Raw genomic sequence first — 13,708 nt, 5'->3', positions numbered from 1 at the left:
TGTTTAAACCAAAGGTTCAAACAAACTCTACCATCCTGTCAAAAAATCCGGAAAGAAAAGCTTCCCCACCCTAAGCCCCCTTCCCTTCCCAACATTTAATAATTTTTAACACCCCGCCAATCCCCAAAATCTTAACTTTACAGAAAATTAATACTCAATATTAACCGAATGGCAAATTTTCGTTTAACCCTATCTCTCCTATTTCTCCTAATTACTACAAATATCTACGCTCAATCATCTGCCCGACGGGAGATAAAAGAATATCAGGTCACTATTAAAACCCAAAAAGGTTCAGTAAAGGGGCTTCTGCAGCAAGTTAATGAGGAGTCTATCGATGTGATTACTTCGCGTGGAGCTCGTTCTGTTTCTGCCGCGGCTATTAAAGAAATTAAGATAAAATTCGATAAAAACCGTCATATACAAGTTTTCGAGGGGATGTCTGATACGGGAGTCGAGATGATCGCTATCTCTTTGGACGATGACCGCTCCAATATCCGTCGAGGTGAACTTGGAGCACCTATATATGATAACCCGGAAGACGAGCGAACTTTAACTGATGCTGCGGGTCAAGCTTTGTTGGGAACTGCAACCGTCGCAACCGCTCTAGCTGCAGACCAAGTTACACGTCTAATTTATAAACCTAGTATTGAAGCTTTTAAAGTAAACTACGAAGTAGAAAAGTTCAAAGACATTAGAAAGCAATTGGCTCTATATAGCATTGCGACGCAGGCATCGCCAAGCTACGCGAAGGAGCTTCAAGAGCAGCTACAGCAGACGTTGAAAGTAAAGAAAATGGATGTGAAAGATAATCCATTCCGCAATAAGGAATTGATTAAGAAAAGGTAGGGAATCCCTATATTTGCGTCAATGGAAATACTGGATCGCATTTTTAACATCCAATCGGACGAAGATTTTAACGCCTGCGCATTGGCTGTGTTTCAGCATCAGGCGGAGCATACCTTAATCTACACCCAATATCTACAGATATTGGGTGTGGAGCCGAAAAATGTTGACCATTATTCCAAGATTCCGTTTATGCCGATTCAATTTTTCAAATCACAGGAGATTATCAACGCGGGATCAGAAATTGAAGTTGTTTTTAGCAGTTCAGGCACTACCGGAATGATAACAAGTAAGCATCTGGTTGCTGATGTAAGCTTGTACGAACGAAGCTTTAGATTAGCTTTCGAACAGTTCTATGGCGATGTTAAGGATTTGGCGATTGTTGCCTTGCTCCCATCCTATTTAGAACGTTCGGGATCTTCATTGATTTACATGGTAGACGATTTAATCAAGCATTCGGAACAGGAAGAAAGCAATTATTTCCTCTACAATCATCAGGAACTTTTTGAGGTTCTACAGAAGCTAAAAGAAAAAGGTACCAAAACGGTGCTTTTTGGAGTTACTTATGCTCTTCTCGATTTTGTAGAACAATATAGCATTGAGTTTCCAGAGCTTATTATTATGGAAACCGGAGGCATGAAAGGCAAGCGTAAGGAGATGATCAGAGAGGAGCTGCACTCGATCCTAAAAGCTGGATTTGGTGTGACTGCAATTCATTCAGAATATGGGATGACGGAGTTATTATCACAAGGGTATTCTAGTGGCGAAGGATTGTTCAAAACACCTAATTGGATGAAAATTCTGATCCGCGACACCAATGATCCTTTGACCCTTCTGGACAATAAAAAAACAGGAGCAATAAATGTCATTGATTTAGCCAATTATTACTCCTGTTCGTTTATCGCAACCCAGGATTTAGGGAAGTTCCATCAAGATGGTTCGTTCGAGATCCTAGGACGTTTTGATAATTCTGATATTCGCGGCTGCAACTTGCTGGTGCAATAGCTTATTGTAAGCTAGGGTCCTCGAAGGTATTCCCTTGGTTTACATCACCCGTTTCATATCCTTTCTTGAACCAATAAGCACGTTGCTCCGAAGTACCATGCGTAAATGATTCCGGATGCGAGCTTCCTGTAGCCTGCTCTTGTATATGGTCATCACCTACCGCAGCGGCAGCACGCATACCCTCTACAATATCATCATAAGTTAACTGCACATCGGATTTCTTGGTTGCATGATGCGCCCAAACGCCCGCATAAAAGTCCGCCTGTAATTCCGTCATTACGGAAATCTTATTGTAATCGCGCTCGCTCATTTTCGCACGCATAGCATTTGTTTGGTTTAATACACCAAAGATATTTTGGATGTGGTGACCTACCTCATGGGCAATAACGTATGCAAGGGCAAACTCGCCTTTGGCGCCAAATCGATTATTCAACTCTTTGTTAAAGCTTAGATCCAGATAGATCTTTTGATCGCCCGGGCAATAGAAAGGTCCGAATTCCGAACGTCCTACTCCACAACCGCCTGTTTCGTAAGCTTCACGATAGATAGTTAATTTAGTCACCGGGTATGATTTTCCATTTTCGCGAAAAATAGCGCTCCATACATCCTCCGTACTGGTTAGAACAACTCCTGCAAACTCCACCAATCGATCCTCTTCGGGGGTCGACTGAAATTCGCCTTGTTCTGTGGCTACACCACCTTGTTGTTGCGCTTGATTTAATAACTCTGTAGGATCGCCACCCATTAGAAATCCGATAATCAATACGATTACCCCGCCAATTCCGCCTAGGGTTAATTTTTGTCCGCCGGACATTCCCCTGCGATCTTCTACATTTCCGCTATTGCGGCCGCCTTGCCATTTCATAAGTATAAATTTATTTTTTACAGTTTGTTTTTCTTCCTATACAAATTCTCTGCCACAACCCAATTCACTACACTAAGGTAATATACATTCCCCTCATTTAAAATGCTTATCTTTGAAACAAATACTTATTACCCAATTTTATGTTATTAGATGAATTAAAAAGTAGAAGTGAAAACAAGTGTGAATTGTGCAACTCTACTCAAGAACTCTCCGTTTATGAAGTCCCGCCGTTGGAAATCCCTAATCAAGATAACAGCATTTTAGTATGTTCTGTTTGCAAAGGACAGATTGAAAAAACGGAACAGATTGATCCTGAGCACTGGAAAGTCCTAGGCGATACCATGTGGTCTCCTTATTTACCGGTACAGGTGGTCGCTTGGCGTATGCTGAGCCGTTTGCGTAACGAAGCCTGGGCAGCTAACAATTTAGATATTTTATACCTTGATGATGATGCTATCGCATGGGCGAAGAAAACTGGCGACCATGAAGCAGAAGCGAATGTTGAATTTCACCAAGACGCTAATGGAACACGCCTCTTTGAAGGTGACACTGTGGTATTGGTCAAGACCTTAGACGTAAAAGGTTCTAGTATCTCGGCTAAATTAGGTACGGTAGTGAAGAACATTAGACTTGTTCCTGACAATACAGAGCAGATTGAAGGCAAGATTGAGGGGCAAACCATCGTTATACTTACAAAGTACTTAAGAAAGGGATAATAAATCCTGAAAAATAAAGAATATATGAAAAAAGCATTGTTCATCATTGGTTTATTAGCATCAGTACATTTCGGAATGGCACAGACAAAAGTCAGCGCTGAAGAAATGGAGAAGGTAATTGCTAAACCACAGACACAATTATGGGACGTTCGCACGCCTCAGGAATTTTCGGAGGGACATATTCCTAACGCAGTAAATGTGGATTGGAAGGATCAAGAGAACTTTAAGAAGCAATTGGCCAATCTAAAAAAAGATCAACCGGTTTATATTTATTGTTTAGGTGGTGGTCGCAGTAAGCAGGCATCTGAATTTCTAACGAAAGAAGGATACACGGTTTATGATTATTCTGGTGGCATGATGGATTGGCGAAAAGCGGATAAACCTGAGATAAAAACGAATAATACGAAGGAGCCTGCAGGAATGTCGAAAGCCGATTATGATCATGTAGTCAATTCTTCTAAAGTGGTTCTTGTTAATTTTTCAGCGGTTTGGTGTGGCCCATGTCAGCAATTAAAGCCAATCCTTCTTGATGTTGAGAAAAAACACAGCAACCAAGTGAAGTTGGTTAGAATCGATGCTGACAAGAACAGAGAATTAGCCAAAACATTAAAGGTTTCCGCAATACCGCAAATAAAGCTTTACAAGGATGGGAAGTTAGTTTGGGATAAAACGGGTGTGGCAACAGAATCGGAGATCGTAGCGCAGGTTAAAAAGGCAAATAACTAGTGAATCAACTTGCATTGGTCGCTGGCTCGATACTAGGTATTCTTGCTATCATACTAGGAGCATTCGGAGCACACGCTTTTAAGAAGATATTATCCGAAGAAAGATTAAGCTCTTTCGAAGTCGGCGTACGCTATCAGATGTATGCCGCAATTACGCTATTGATTATCGGCTACAACATGGATTTCTCCAGTACCAGCGACAACTGGGCCGTTTTCGGAATTCTATCCGGGTGTATCCTATTCTCCGGAAGCATTTATTTCCTGAGCTTCAAAGACATCTGGAAAGTGAATCTAAGATTTCTAGGCCCTATTACCCCTATCGGCGGATTGCTAATGATTGTTGGGTGGGTTATGATTCTTTTAAATAGTATTTAGATTAGATGTTAGATATTAGATTTAAGACTTTAGACTATTGGCGCCGAATATCGCAAATATAATTACTTAACTCTTTTTAATCTAGAGAAAAGTAGAACTAGTATTTCATTTCAAAGGTCTAATATCTAACGTCTTATATCTAATGTCTAATCAAGTTTCTTGTACCACTCCAAATAAAGCTCCAAGGCTTTTCTTTTACCGGCGTCTAGATGAAAATCGAGGTTTTCATTGAGGTAGACATGGTAATCGAAGTTGGGATAGGCAGGTAAGCCATCGATAACGTCGTCGGGTCTGGAGACGCCGTCGGCTAATGCGGCATTGAATTTCTGGCAAAAGGATTCTGGCAATTCTTTGTTGGATACCCATACGGCAAATGCGAATGGCAGTCCGGTCAATTCATACCAGTAATGCCCTAGGTCGTAGACGTAAGGAACTTCTTCTTTTTTGCCGAAGGTACGATCGCCAATTAATACATAAGCGTCGGCTTCGCGTTCGGTTAAGATTTCAACATCGTTTCGCTTCCAATATCGTTGTAGTAAGATACGCGCTAATCCGTTTGATGTCTTAGATTGCTTGTCCAACAAGAGGGTTTTGATCTCTTCGATGGGTTTATTGGAGAAAATAAAAACGGAATCAACGTAATCTTTAGTACCGATACAGTAGTCGCCAATAATATAATAGTTTGGCATATTTGCGAGCGCTGCTACAGGTATGATACCCATATCCGCTTCATCTTCCATAACTTTTCGAGCACATTCGCTCGGATAGTCAACAGAAAGATCAATATCATTAATAACATCTGAGTTCCTGATACCTTGCAGAAATGGCAACGTGTTGGTATAGGAAACGGCAGATACTCTAATTTTTTTCATTAATTAAATTTTCTAAATGCTTGGTGTTGTAGTAGTCTACAATACTGAACTCATCATCCTCATATTCAAGAACATAAAGAGCCGTATTCGTATGCGGGAAGTCATCCATATTGCAAACTGGAACATTCGTTAGATGGCACAGCATGATCCGCATAGCACGGCCGTGCATGCAGACTAACACCGTTTCTTCTTCCTTATTCGCCAGGATATGTGCGATTGCTTCTTTTTGACGCTGAACTAAGGTGTTCGGCGATTCGCCATCAACGATAGCAAGATCTAAGTCGTTATTGCGCCATGATCCTACAACCTCTTCGAAGCCTTTTAGGATATCTTCGGTCTGTTCCTGCCCTTCATAAATACCCCATGAAATCTCGTCCAGCCCCTCCAGCTCTTCCATTGGCACTCCCTGCGCAACAAAAGGTGCGACAGTTTGATGGGTTCTCAATAAAGTGGATGCGTATATTTTATCGAAAGGGATATGCTTATAAGCTTCGAAGAAAGCTTGGGCTTGCAATACGCCATTTTCATTGAGTGGCGAATTAACACCTCTGCCCTGCACTATTCCCTTTAAATTTAGATCTGTTTGCCCGTGTCGTATGAAATATATGGTCTTTTTCAATCCTACCCCTTTTTTACTGAAAGTTTCTGTATTCAATCGCCATCAAGAACTTTCATTCTTGTGGCCGTTTCGATGGAAATATGAATTTCTCTTAATTGACTACTGGTAAAGAATAATACTGCTTTTTAGGATTTTCCTCTTCAAACTGAACTTCATTGTAGTCGGTAACGACATTGTATAAAGTGTCACGCTCTATCGGATGACGTCCAACATGTTTGATCAATTCAACCAATTCTTTGGTGGACATGGCAGGGTTCTGCTCTTCAGCACCAGCCATACTATAGATCTTTGTTGTATCGTCTAACGTTCCGTCGATATCATCCACACCGAATGCTAATGAAAGCTGAGCCGTATTTCTAGAGATCATCGCCCAATACGCTTTGATATGTGGGAAGTTATCCATGTAAATTCGTGCAATTGCATAATTGCGTAAATCCTCAACAACCGATACCTCCGGAACATTCTCCATTTGGTTATCTTTATTTCTGAATTTCAATGGAATGAACGTTTGGAATCCGCCGGTTTTATCTTGCAGACTTCTTAAGCGCTCCATATGATCAACACGATGCCAGAACTCTTCAATATGTCCGTACAGCATGGTCGCATTTGTATGCATACCCAACTTATGCGCTTGTTCATGAATATCTAACCATTGCTCCGCGGTACATTTATCATGAGCAATCTTCTCACGCACTTCCGGGTGGAAGATTTCTGCACCACCGCCTGGCATAGAATCTAATCCGCAAGACTGCAGGTATTTCATGCCATCATAATGACTAAGCTTCGCTTTCTTGAAGATATAATAATATTCGACCGGTGTAAGACCTTTGATATGTAGATCAGGACGATGTTCTTTGCAGCGTTTAAAAAACTCAGCATAGAACTCCAGGTTTTGTTTTGGAACAACGCCACCAGTGATATGTACTTCCGTTACTGGCTCATTGTCGTATTTACGAACAATGTCCATCATACCGTCAACATCCATTTCCCAACCTTCGTCTCTATTCTTAATCAATCTTGAATAAGAACAGAACTTACAGTCGTAGACACATACGTTTGTTGGTTCAATATGAAAATTACGATTGAAATAGGTGATGTCGCCATGCTTTTTCTCTCGGATATAATTAGCTAATACACCAAGGTATCCTAATTCCGCATGTTCGTAAAGATAAACTCCCTCATCAAATGTAATACGCTGGTCGTTTAAAACCTTTTGCGCAATACTTTTTAGTTCTTCTGATAAATTTTTATCGTTCAATAAAAACGATAGCTTCTGTGTTGATTCCATTTCGCAGTCCTTACAATACAAATGTAGCAAAAACTACCCTAAAAAGCGATTGACCTAAGCCATTAAGCCTCAGCAAATTGCTGCATATCAATCAGTCGTTTATATAATCCATTCTGCGCAATAAGCTCAAAATGAGAGCCAGTTTCTGCAATTCTTCCACCTTCTAATACGATAATTTTGTCTGCATTTTGAATGGTGCTCAATCGATGCGCAATAACTACCGTTGTTCTGTTTTCCATAAGCTTGTACAGGGAGTCCTGTACTAAGCGTTCTGATTCGGTATCTAAGGCTGACGTCGCCTCATCTAACAGCATAATCGGTGGATTCTTAAGAACCGCACGCGCAATACAGATACGCTGTCTCTGACCACCAGATAGCTTGGAGCCTCTGTCGCCGATATTCGTTTGATAGCCTTGCTCTGTTGCCATGATAAACTCATGCGCATTCGCAATCTTTGCAGCCTTAATCACTTCCTCTTCCGTAGCGGAAGTGTTTGCAAATGCGATATTGTTGAAGATCGTATCGTTGAAAAGTATAGATTCTTGATTGACTACGCCAATTAGATGCCTTAATGAATCCTGGTTCAGGTCTCGCAAATCTGTGCCATCCATCTTGATGCTTCCGGAACTTACGTCCATGAAACGCGGAATAAGATCTACCAAGGTTGATTTCCCGCCACCGGAAGGACCAACGAGCGCAACAGTCTCTCCCTTTTGGATGCTGAGATTGATGTCGCGTAATACTTCTTTCTCTTCGTAGGAGAATGAAACTTGATCAAATTCGATTTTGTCGCTGAAGGAAGTAACCACTTTGGCGTTCGGTTTGTCTTCTACTAGGTTCTTCTCGTCAATTAACTGCAATACGCGTTCTCCTGCAGCAATACCGTTATGGATATTACTGAAAGCATCGGTCAATGCCTTCGCTGGACGCATCACTTGTGAGAAAATCGCAATATAGGCGATGAACTCCGATGCAGATAAGTCCCCATTTCCAGTAAGCACAAGATGACCGCCATATAATAGGATGATTGCAACCATCACAACACCTAATAATTCGGATACTGGAGATCCCATTTGCTGTCTACGAACCATACGGCGCATAATCGTAGCATAACGATCATTTTCTCCATTGAACTTCGCCTTTACATACTCTATCGCATTGAAAGATTTGATAATCTTCACCCCGCTTAGCGCTTCTTCCAAATAGGTAATCATATTTGCGTAGGTCTTCTGACCTTCCTGCGCCTGCGCTTTCAACGTTTTAACGATTCGTGAGATTATAAATGCTGAAAAAGGAATAACCAATAGGGAAAATAAAGTCAGCTTTGCAGAGATAATAAACAGCATGACCACATAGGCGATCAATTGCAGTGGTTCTTTAAAGGCAACCTGCAAAGTACTGGTAACCGAGAACTGCACCACCTGTACGTCCGATGCGATCTTAGAAATAATATCCCCTTTACGCTGATTCGAAAAGAATCCTAAATGTAGATTCATTACATTGTTGAAAACCGACTTTCTAAGATTCAATAAGGTATGGATTCTTAAGTTTTCCATTACCCTTTGAGAAAGGTATCGGAATAAATTAGAGATAAATACCGATGCGACGATTACCACACAGATGTATTTCAATGCTTCGTACGGACCTAGTCTATTGTTCAGGTCGTAGGCGAAGTAATTGAAATAACCCATCAAGTCGAATGTACCCGTTGGTTTTTCAACCACCTCAACAACAGCATCTTGGGCATTAAAAAGGGTATGGAGTAACGGAGCCAGCAATGCTAGATTGAGGGTACTGAACACCACCATAAAAACCGTACAGAGGAGGTATGGTATGGCGTATTTCTCAATAGGCTTCGCGAATGAAATTAATCTAAAGTATGTCTTCATGCAAAATACTAAGACTACAAATGTAAGAAATTTTGCAACCTTAGGCGTTTTTTGAATTTGATAGGGTAAAATTGTTGCAAACCTATGTCATAATATTCCACGGTCGGGCATTCAATTGACATAAACTTGCAACAAAGAGATTTAACTTAAAAATAGGGATTTACGAATGGAATGAACCATGTTCGTTTGCTGTAAATCAATGTTTATATAGGTTGGAGTTTTCCTTCGTCACAATATCAATAGGCATGTATTGTATGCGTGATATAGGGCGTTTGGAAATAAAATGTTCAAATAATGTAGCTAAAGCTTTATATCCAAGTTCAAGCGGTTTTTGACAAATCAGGAAGTCGATACCTCCCCTTTTCGACATAATCTATGTTTTTGCTGGTATAGTCATAGCCGATAAGAATGATATCGTTAATGGAATGTTCTTCAAAATAGCGTGCTACCCAATAAACCCAAGCATTCGTTACGAAAACAACGTCCAACTCATTCTGCTGCAGATACTGACCAAAATAGGCTTGGAAAATATCGTAACTATCGGCACTGACTTCGAGTTTAAGGATGTTCCATCCCGCCTCACTTTCGGCGAAAAAGCTTTCAAATCCTGCAAGACGATTGGTACTATGATCGATATTGCTGAATTCCCGCTGTATATTTAACACGAGAATTCGATCTCCCTTTTTTATAATGTATTGACACAAGTTTGCCGCTAGGCGTCCTGTTTGCCATTGATCGGGACCGATAAAGCTGAGTGGTTGTGACGACGGCAGGTCATTATTAATAAATAGATATTTTATCCTCCGCTCCTCACAACGCTTAACGAAGCGTTCTGCCTCGGATAGAAAGATTGGTGCTACGATGACAGCATCTAAGGTGTTCTCAAGAACCGATTCGGACATCTCCTTGAAATGCTCTCGGTCTTGCCGGTCGAACAGGAAGTAAGTAAGTTCTACGCCAAAGTCTCCTAACTCGTTCAATGCCGATTGTATCCCTAGCAGCGGAGCCCGCCAATAATCAGTTTCGACACACTCTCTAGGCATAAGAACCGCAAAACGATGAACTCGCTTCGATGCTAGTCGCTTCGCTAGAATATTCGGTTTGTAATCCATGTCTTTTATGATCGATTCGATTTTTTCTTTCGTCTTGAGCGCAACACCAACTCTATTATGCAATACACGATCAACTGTGGCGATAGATACGTTAGCCCTCCGAGCAATTTCTTTGACACCAGATAATTCCGTAGCTTTCATAGTTTTTAATTAATTTTTATGCTTTTGAAATTTATTTTTAACCAAAATAATAATTTTTAAGCAATTTAACCCTACACGAATTACACTTTAGTTAATTATATTATATTATTTAACACTAATATTACTAACCAACCGACTACTTTAACTGGAATTAACAATAAACTAACAATAGAAACAATTAGCATAATAACTTGCTCTAAATTAGTATTTGAAGAATGGAGAAAGGTTTTAAATAGAATTTTGAAATAAATAGGGCAAAAATGCTGTAATTATTTAATAGAAATGATTTATTGACAGTAAGATTTCCTAATTTTAACGCCAAATTAGCGTAAAAATGGAAATAGAAGTTGCGAAACGTCTCCAGCATACGGAAGAGTATTACTTTTCTAAAAAGCTGCGAGAGATCGACGAGATGAACAAGAACGGTGCGCAGGTTATCAACCTGGGTATCGGAAGTCCTGATTTGCCGCCTCATCCTGAAGTAATCCAAGTATTACAGGAGCAGGCAGCATTGTCCAACACGCATGGTTATCAAAGTTATAAAGGTGCTCCGGCACTACGACAAGCCATGGCAGATTGGTATAATCGATATTATCGCGTTTCGCTGAATCCTAATACGGAAATCCTCCCTTTAATGGGCTCAAAAGAGGGTATCGTTCATATTTGTATGACCTACCTTCAAGAGGGCGACCAGGCTTTAATTCCAAACCCGGGATACCCTGCCTATGCAAGCGCGGTTCGCATTGCCGGCGCTGAAACTATCCCTTACGAACTAAAGGCCGAGGAGAATTGGACACCAGATTTGGACACTTTAGAAAAAACCGATCTGTCCAAAGTAAAACTGATGTGGATTAACTATCCGCACATGCCGACGGGTGCTTTAGCCACTGCAGGTTTCTTTGAGAAAGTAATTGCATTCGGAAAAAAACACAACATATTGATCTGCCACGACAATCCATATAGTTTTATACTAAATGATCAGCCGCAAAGCATCCTTTCAGTAGACGGTGCATTAGATATTGCTATTGAGCTGAATTCGCTTAGCAAATCATCGAATATGGCGGGATGGCGTATTGGTATGCTGTCTGCAAAACAACAGCGCATAGACGAGATATTACGCTTTAAAAGCAATATGGACTCTGGTATGTTCCTCGCTACTCAACTTGCCGCAGCAAAAGCATTGCAACTGGATAAGTCATGGTACACCCAACTGAACGAGAGCTATAAAGAACGTCGTGAAAAAGTCTACCAGATCATGGACTTTTTAGGCTGTGAATACGATAAGAATCAGGTTGGCTTATTTGTTTGGGCAAAGGTCCCGACCAATTACGCAGACTCGTATGCATTAAGCGACGATATATTATATAACGCACAGGTATTTATTACCCCTGGCGGTATTTTTGGCTCTGCTGGCGAACAGTACATTCGGATTAGCCTTTGTGCTAAACCAGAAGTATTGGATCAAGCGATGGAAAGATTAAAAGCTAGGTTAGGCAAATAAGCCTACACTAGCGTAGTATGTTTTTATTATTCTGAATAAAATGAATATAGCAATTGTCGGAGTTGGTTTGATAGGTGGATCTATCGGCATTCGACTTAAAGAAACGAAGTTTTGCGAAAAACTGGTAGGTGTTGAAAGAAATGAAACCAATCAGAAAAAAGCATTACAATTAGGATTGGTTGATGAAATCCAATCATTAGAGGACGCATTAGAAAGCTGCAAAGTATTGATATTGACAGTGCCGGTCGATGCTATTATGGGGATACTCCCCGGTATGTTGGACAAGGTGACCGATCAGGTTATTATCGACATGGGATCAACGAAGTCAAATATCCTGCATTTGATTCAAGATCATCCAAACAGAGGTCGCTATGTAGCTGCTCACCCCATGGCGGGAACTGAATATTCGGGTCCTGAAGCTGCTATTCCAAACCTATTTAAAGATAAAATGATGGTTTATGTAGAAGCATTCAAATCGGATGAGGACGCCTTCGAAATCGCAGATAGTATAACGGATCAATTGGAAATGCAGACCTCCTTTATGAATGCTGAAGAGCATGATATGCACACTGCTTATGTTTCTCATATTTCGCACTTAACTTCTTTCGCATTGGCTTTAACTGTTCTTGAGAAAGAAAAGTCGCAGGGACGCATCTTTGAACTTGCAGGATCCGGATTCCAATCTACCGTACGTTTGGCTAAATCGTCGCCGGATATGTGGACTCCTATCTTCAAACAGAATCGAGCCAACGTATTGGAAGTATTGGAAGAACATATCAAGCAACTCCAGCACATTTACGACAAGATCGAGAAAGAGGATTACGACGCCGTACATAAATGGATTAAAAAATCAAATAAAATCAAACGCATAATCAAATAGTCATGTTGGAAAAGAAAACACTCAGCAATGAGCTCGTAAAGCTTATACCGATGATCAAAGAAGACTATGAATGGGTTTATGCAGCGGCATCCGACCCTAAGATATGGGAACAGCATCCGGATACTCGCCGCTACTCGCCTATAGGATTTACAAAATACTTCCAAAAGCTCATAGCGACCGATATCCCCTATCTAATTATCGATCAGAAAACCGAACAGGTAATCGGTGCGACTTCTTTCTATCAATTTAATGAGGAGGAAAAGTCGACCGCCATTGGTTATAGTTTCTTGAAAACAGAATATTGGGGCGGAGAGTATAATAAATCGATAAAGAAATTGATGATGGACTTCGCATTCGAGCAAGTCGATAAGGTGATTTTCCATGTCAGGAAAGGCAATTTACGCTCGCAAGCAGCACTTTCAAAGATCGGTGCTACGGAAGAGTTCGAATACCCAGCCGAAGACGGCACAGGGGTTCAGGTTCAATATTGCATCTTCAAAGAAGATTACTAGTAATCAAAAAGAAAAGAGGCTGAAAAAATCGAGGGCACTGAAAAAGCCTCAACTTTCTAATGAGACTTAAAGAAATGACTGAGTATAGGTTTTCCCCTACTCGGTCATTTTTGTTCAAAGGGTTTCTGGAAGTTTGTTTTTTATGAGCTTATTGAAGGTGTAAGCGACTAGGACTTGCTATTTGAGTTTTTAGCATCCCATCTAGGCTTTTTTGAGGCAATATCTCACCTTTTTATATCAATTTCAGGATTCTTTTCAGGTTTACGGTGAAGATGGCCATTGCGCCCTGCATTTCCATATTATGGATTCCATAAGCATCAGCTCTGCCATAGCCATGGACATTCTTGAGCTCACTGTTCTTGGCC

At 40.7% G+C, this 13,708-nt stretch carries 14 protein-coding genes; 8 read left to right on the top strand and 6 right to left on the bottom strand.

All coding sequences use genetic code 11. The annotated features are described in order from the left end of the window. The first annotated feature begins 168 nt into the window (after positions 1 to 168). Together B2400_RS07350 and B2400_RS07345 are read left to right on the top strand one after the other, a co-directional pair. Positions 169 to 846 carry a hypothetical protein gene (locus B2400_RS07350; RefSeq protein WP_293932200.1) on the top strand — a complete coding sequence of 226 codons (678 nt, stop codon included), beginning with the start codon at positions 169 to 171 and terminating at the stop codon, positions 844 to 846. Between the two features lie 21 nt (positions 847 to 867). Then, positions 868 to 1,848, top strand: coding sequence for an acyl transferase (locus B2400_RS07345; RefSeq protein ID WP_293932198.1), 981 nt, complete (start codon positions 868 to 870; stop codon positions 1,846 to 1,848). Between the two features lies 1 nt (position 1,849). On the opposite strand, the gene ypfJ is transcribed toward B2400_RS07345, so the two are convergent. Continuing rightward, positions 1,850 to 2,713 (bottom strand): KPN_02809 family neutral zinc metallopeptidase, encoded by an 864-nt coding sequence (gene ypfJ / locus B2400_RS07340; protein WP_260044379.1) that lies wholly within the window; start codon positions 2,711 to 2,713, stop codon positions 1,850 to 1,852. 185 nt (positions 2,714 to 2,898) lie between these two features. Between ypfJ and B2400_RS07335 the strand changes: the two genes are divergently transcribed. From B2400_RS07335 to B2400_RS07325, 3 genes are read left to right on the top strand one after another with little or no spacing between them, the layout of a single operon-like run. Continuing rightward, the gene (locus B2400_RS07335; protein WP_293932196.1) at positions 2,899 to 3,429 is read left to right on the top strand and encodes a PhnA domain-containing protein; all 531 of its coding nucleotides are present in this window, start codon (positions 2,899 to 2,901) and stop codon (positions 3,427 to 3,429) included. Positions 3,430 to 3,453: 24 nt separating this feature from the next. After that, positions 3,454 to 4,155: a thioredoxin domain-containing protein gene (locus tag B2400_RS07330; protein WP_293932195.1), complete on the top strand. Its 702-nt coding sequence runs from the start codon at positions 3,454 to 3,456 to the stop codon at positions 4,153 to 4,155. Next, positions 4,155 to 4,529 (top strand): DUF423 domain-containing protein, encoded by a 375-nt coding sequence (locus tag B2400_RS07325; protein WP_286652056.1) that lies wholly within the window; start codon positions 4,155 to 4,157, stop codon positions 4,527 to 4,529. Before B2400_RS07330 ends, B2400_RS07325 begins: the two co-directional genes overlap by 1 nt. Before the next feature lie 146 nt (positions 4,530 to 4,675). Here the strand turns inward: B2400_RS07325 and B2400_RS07320 are convergent, their stop codons facing one another. The 5 genes from B2400_RS07320 to B2400_RS07300 all read right to left on the bottom strand — a co-directional run bounded on the left by B2400_RS07320 (position 4,676) and on the right by B2400_RS07300 (position 10,450). Continuing rightward, on the bottom strand, positions 4,676 to 5,401 hold the full coding sequence (locus tag B2400_RS07320) for a menaquinone biosynthetic enzyme MqnA/MqnD family protein (RefSeq protein WP_293932193.1): 726 nt from the start codon (positions 5,399 to 5,401) through the stop codon (positions 4,676 to 4,678). Beyond that, positions 5,388 to 6,020, bottom strand: a complete 633-nt coding sequence (locus tag B2400_RS07315; protein ID WP_149526416.1) for a histidine phosphatase family protein — start codon at positions 6,018 to 6,020, stop codon at positions 5,388 to 5,390. The genes B2400_RS07320 and B2400_RS07315 overlap by 14 nt, the downstream gene beginning before the upstream one ends. Before the next feature lie 91 nt (positions 6,021 to 6,111). Continuing rightward, a complete protein-coding gene (gene mqnE / locus B2400_RS07310) occupies positions 6,112 to 7,308 on the bottom strand; it encodes an aminofutalosine synthase MqnE (protein ID WP_149526417.1) in 1,197 nt (398 codons plus the stop codon). 62 nt (positions 7,309 to 7,370) lie between these two features. Further along, positions 7,371 to 9,197: an ABC transporter ATP-binding protein gene (locus B2400_RS07305; RefSeq protein ID WP_149526418.1), complete on the bottom strand. Its 1,827-nt coding sequence runs from the start codon at positions 9,195 to 9,197 to the stop codon at positions 7,371 to 7,373. 320 nt (positions 9,198 to 9,517) lie between these two features. Further along, on the bottom strand, positions 9,518 to 10,450 hold the full coding sequence (locus B2400_RS07300) for a LacI family DNA-binding transcriptional regulator (protein WP_293932190.1): 933 nt from the start codon (positions 10,448 to 10,450) through the stop codon (positions 9,518 to 9,520). Between the two features lie 334 nt (positions 10,451 to 10,784). Here B2400_RS07300 and B2400_RS07295 point away from each other — a divergent pair, with 334 nt between their 5' ends. From B2400_RS07295 to B2400_RS07285, 3 genes are read left to right on the top strand one after another with little or no spacing between them, the layout of a single operon-like run. Then, the gene (locus tag B2400_RS07295; protein WP_149526421.1) at positions 10,785 to 11,951 is read left to right on the top strand and encodes a pyridoxal phosphate-dependent aminotransferase; all 1,167 of its coding nucleotides are present in this window, start codon (positions 10,785 to 10,787) and stop codon (positions 11,949 to 11,951) included. A gap of 40 nt (positions 11,952 to 11,991) precedes the next feature. Next, positions 11,992 to 12,831, top strand: coding sequence for a prephenate dehydrogenase (locus B2400_RS07290; protein ID WP_149526422.1), 840 nt, complete (start codon positions 11,992 to 11,994; stop codon positions 12,829 to 12,831). A gap of 2 nt (positions 12,832 to 12,833) precedes the next feature. Continuing rightward, positions 12,834 to 13,343, top strand: coding sequence for a GNAT family N-acetyltransferase (locus B2400_RS07285; RefSeq protein WP_149526423.1), 510 nt, complete (start codon positions 12,834 to 12,836; stop codon positions 13,341 to 13,343). Positions 13,344 to 13,708 lie beyond the last annotated feature (365 nt).

The organism is Sphingobacterium sp. UBA6645 (genome assembly GCF_002455685.1).
Lineage (GTDB): Bacteria > Bacteroidota > Bacteroidia > Sphingobacteriales > Sphingobacteriaceae > Sphingobacterium > Sphingobacterium hotanense.
The sequence above is the reverse complement of the archived record's forward strand: the minus strand, read 5'-3'. Positions and strand labels throughout refer to the sequence as shown.

What these genes read in the sequence shown, in the direction of transcription:
- B2400_RS07290 (WP_149526422.1), top strand. Translation starts at nt 11,992, where the DNA reads ATGAATATAGCAATTGTCGGAGTTGGTTTGATAGGTGGATCTATCGGC.
- B2400_RS07295 (WP_149526421.1), top strand. Translation starts at nt 10,785, where the DNA reads ATGGAAATAGAAGTTGCGAAACGTCTCCAGCATACGGAAGAGTATTAC.
- B2400_RS07305 (WP_149526418.1), bottom strand. Translation starts at nt 9,197, where the DNA reads ATGAAGACATACTTTAGATTAATTTCATTCGCGAAGCCTATTGAGAAA.
- B2400_RS07345 (WP_293932198.1), top strand. Translation starts at nt 868, where the DNA reads ATGGAAATACTGGATCGCATTTTTAACATCCAATCGGACGAAGATTTT.
- B2400_RS07300 (WP_293932190.1), bottom strand. Translation starts at nt 10,450, where the DNA reads ATGAAAGCTACGGAATTATCTGGTGTCAAAGAAATTGCTCGGAGGGCT.
- B2400_RS07350 (WP_293932200.1), top strand. Translation starts at nt 169, where the DNA reads ATGGCAAATTTTCGTTTAACCCTATCTCTCCTATTTCTCCTAATTACT.
- ypfJ (WP_260044379.1), bottom strand. Translation starts at nt 2,713, where the DNA reads ATGAAATGGCAAGGCGGCCGCAATAGCGGAAATGTAGAAGATCGCAGG.
- B2400_RS07285 (WP_149526423.1), top strand. Translation starts at nt 12,834, where the DNA reads ATGTTGGAAAAGAAAACACTCAGCAATGAGCTCGTAAAGCTTATACCG.
- mqnE (WP_149526417.1), bottom strand. Translation starts at nt 7,308, where the DNA reads ATGGAATCAACACAGAAGCTATCGTTTTTATTGAACGATAAAAATTTA.
- B2400_RS07330 (WP_293932195.1), top strand. Translation starts at nt 3,454, where the DNA reads ATGAAAAAAGCATTGTTCATCATTGGTTTATTAGCATCAGTACATTTC.
- B2400_RS07320 (WP_293932193.1), bottom strand. Translation starts at nt 5,401, where the DNA reads ATGAAAAAAATTAGAGTATCTGCCGTTTCCTATACCAACACGTTGCCA.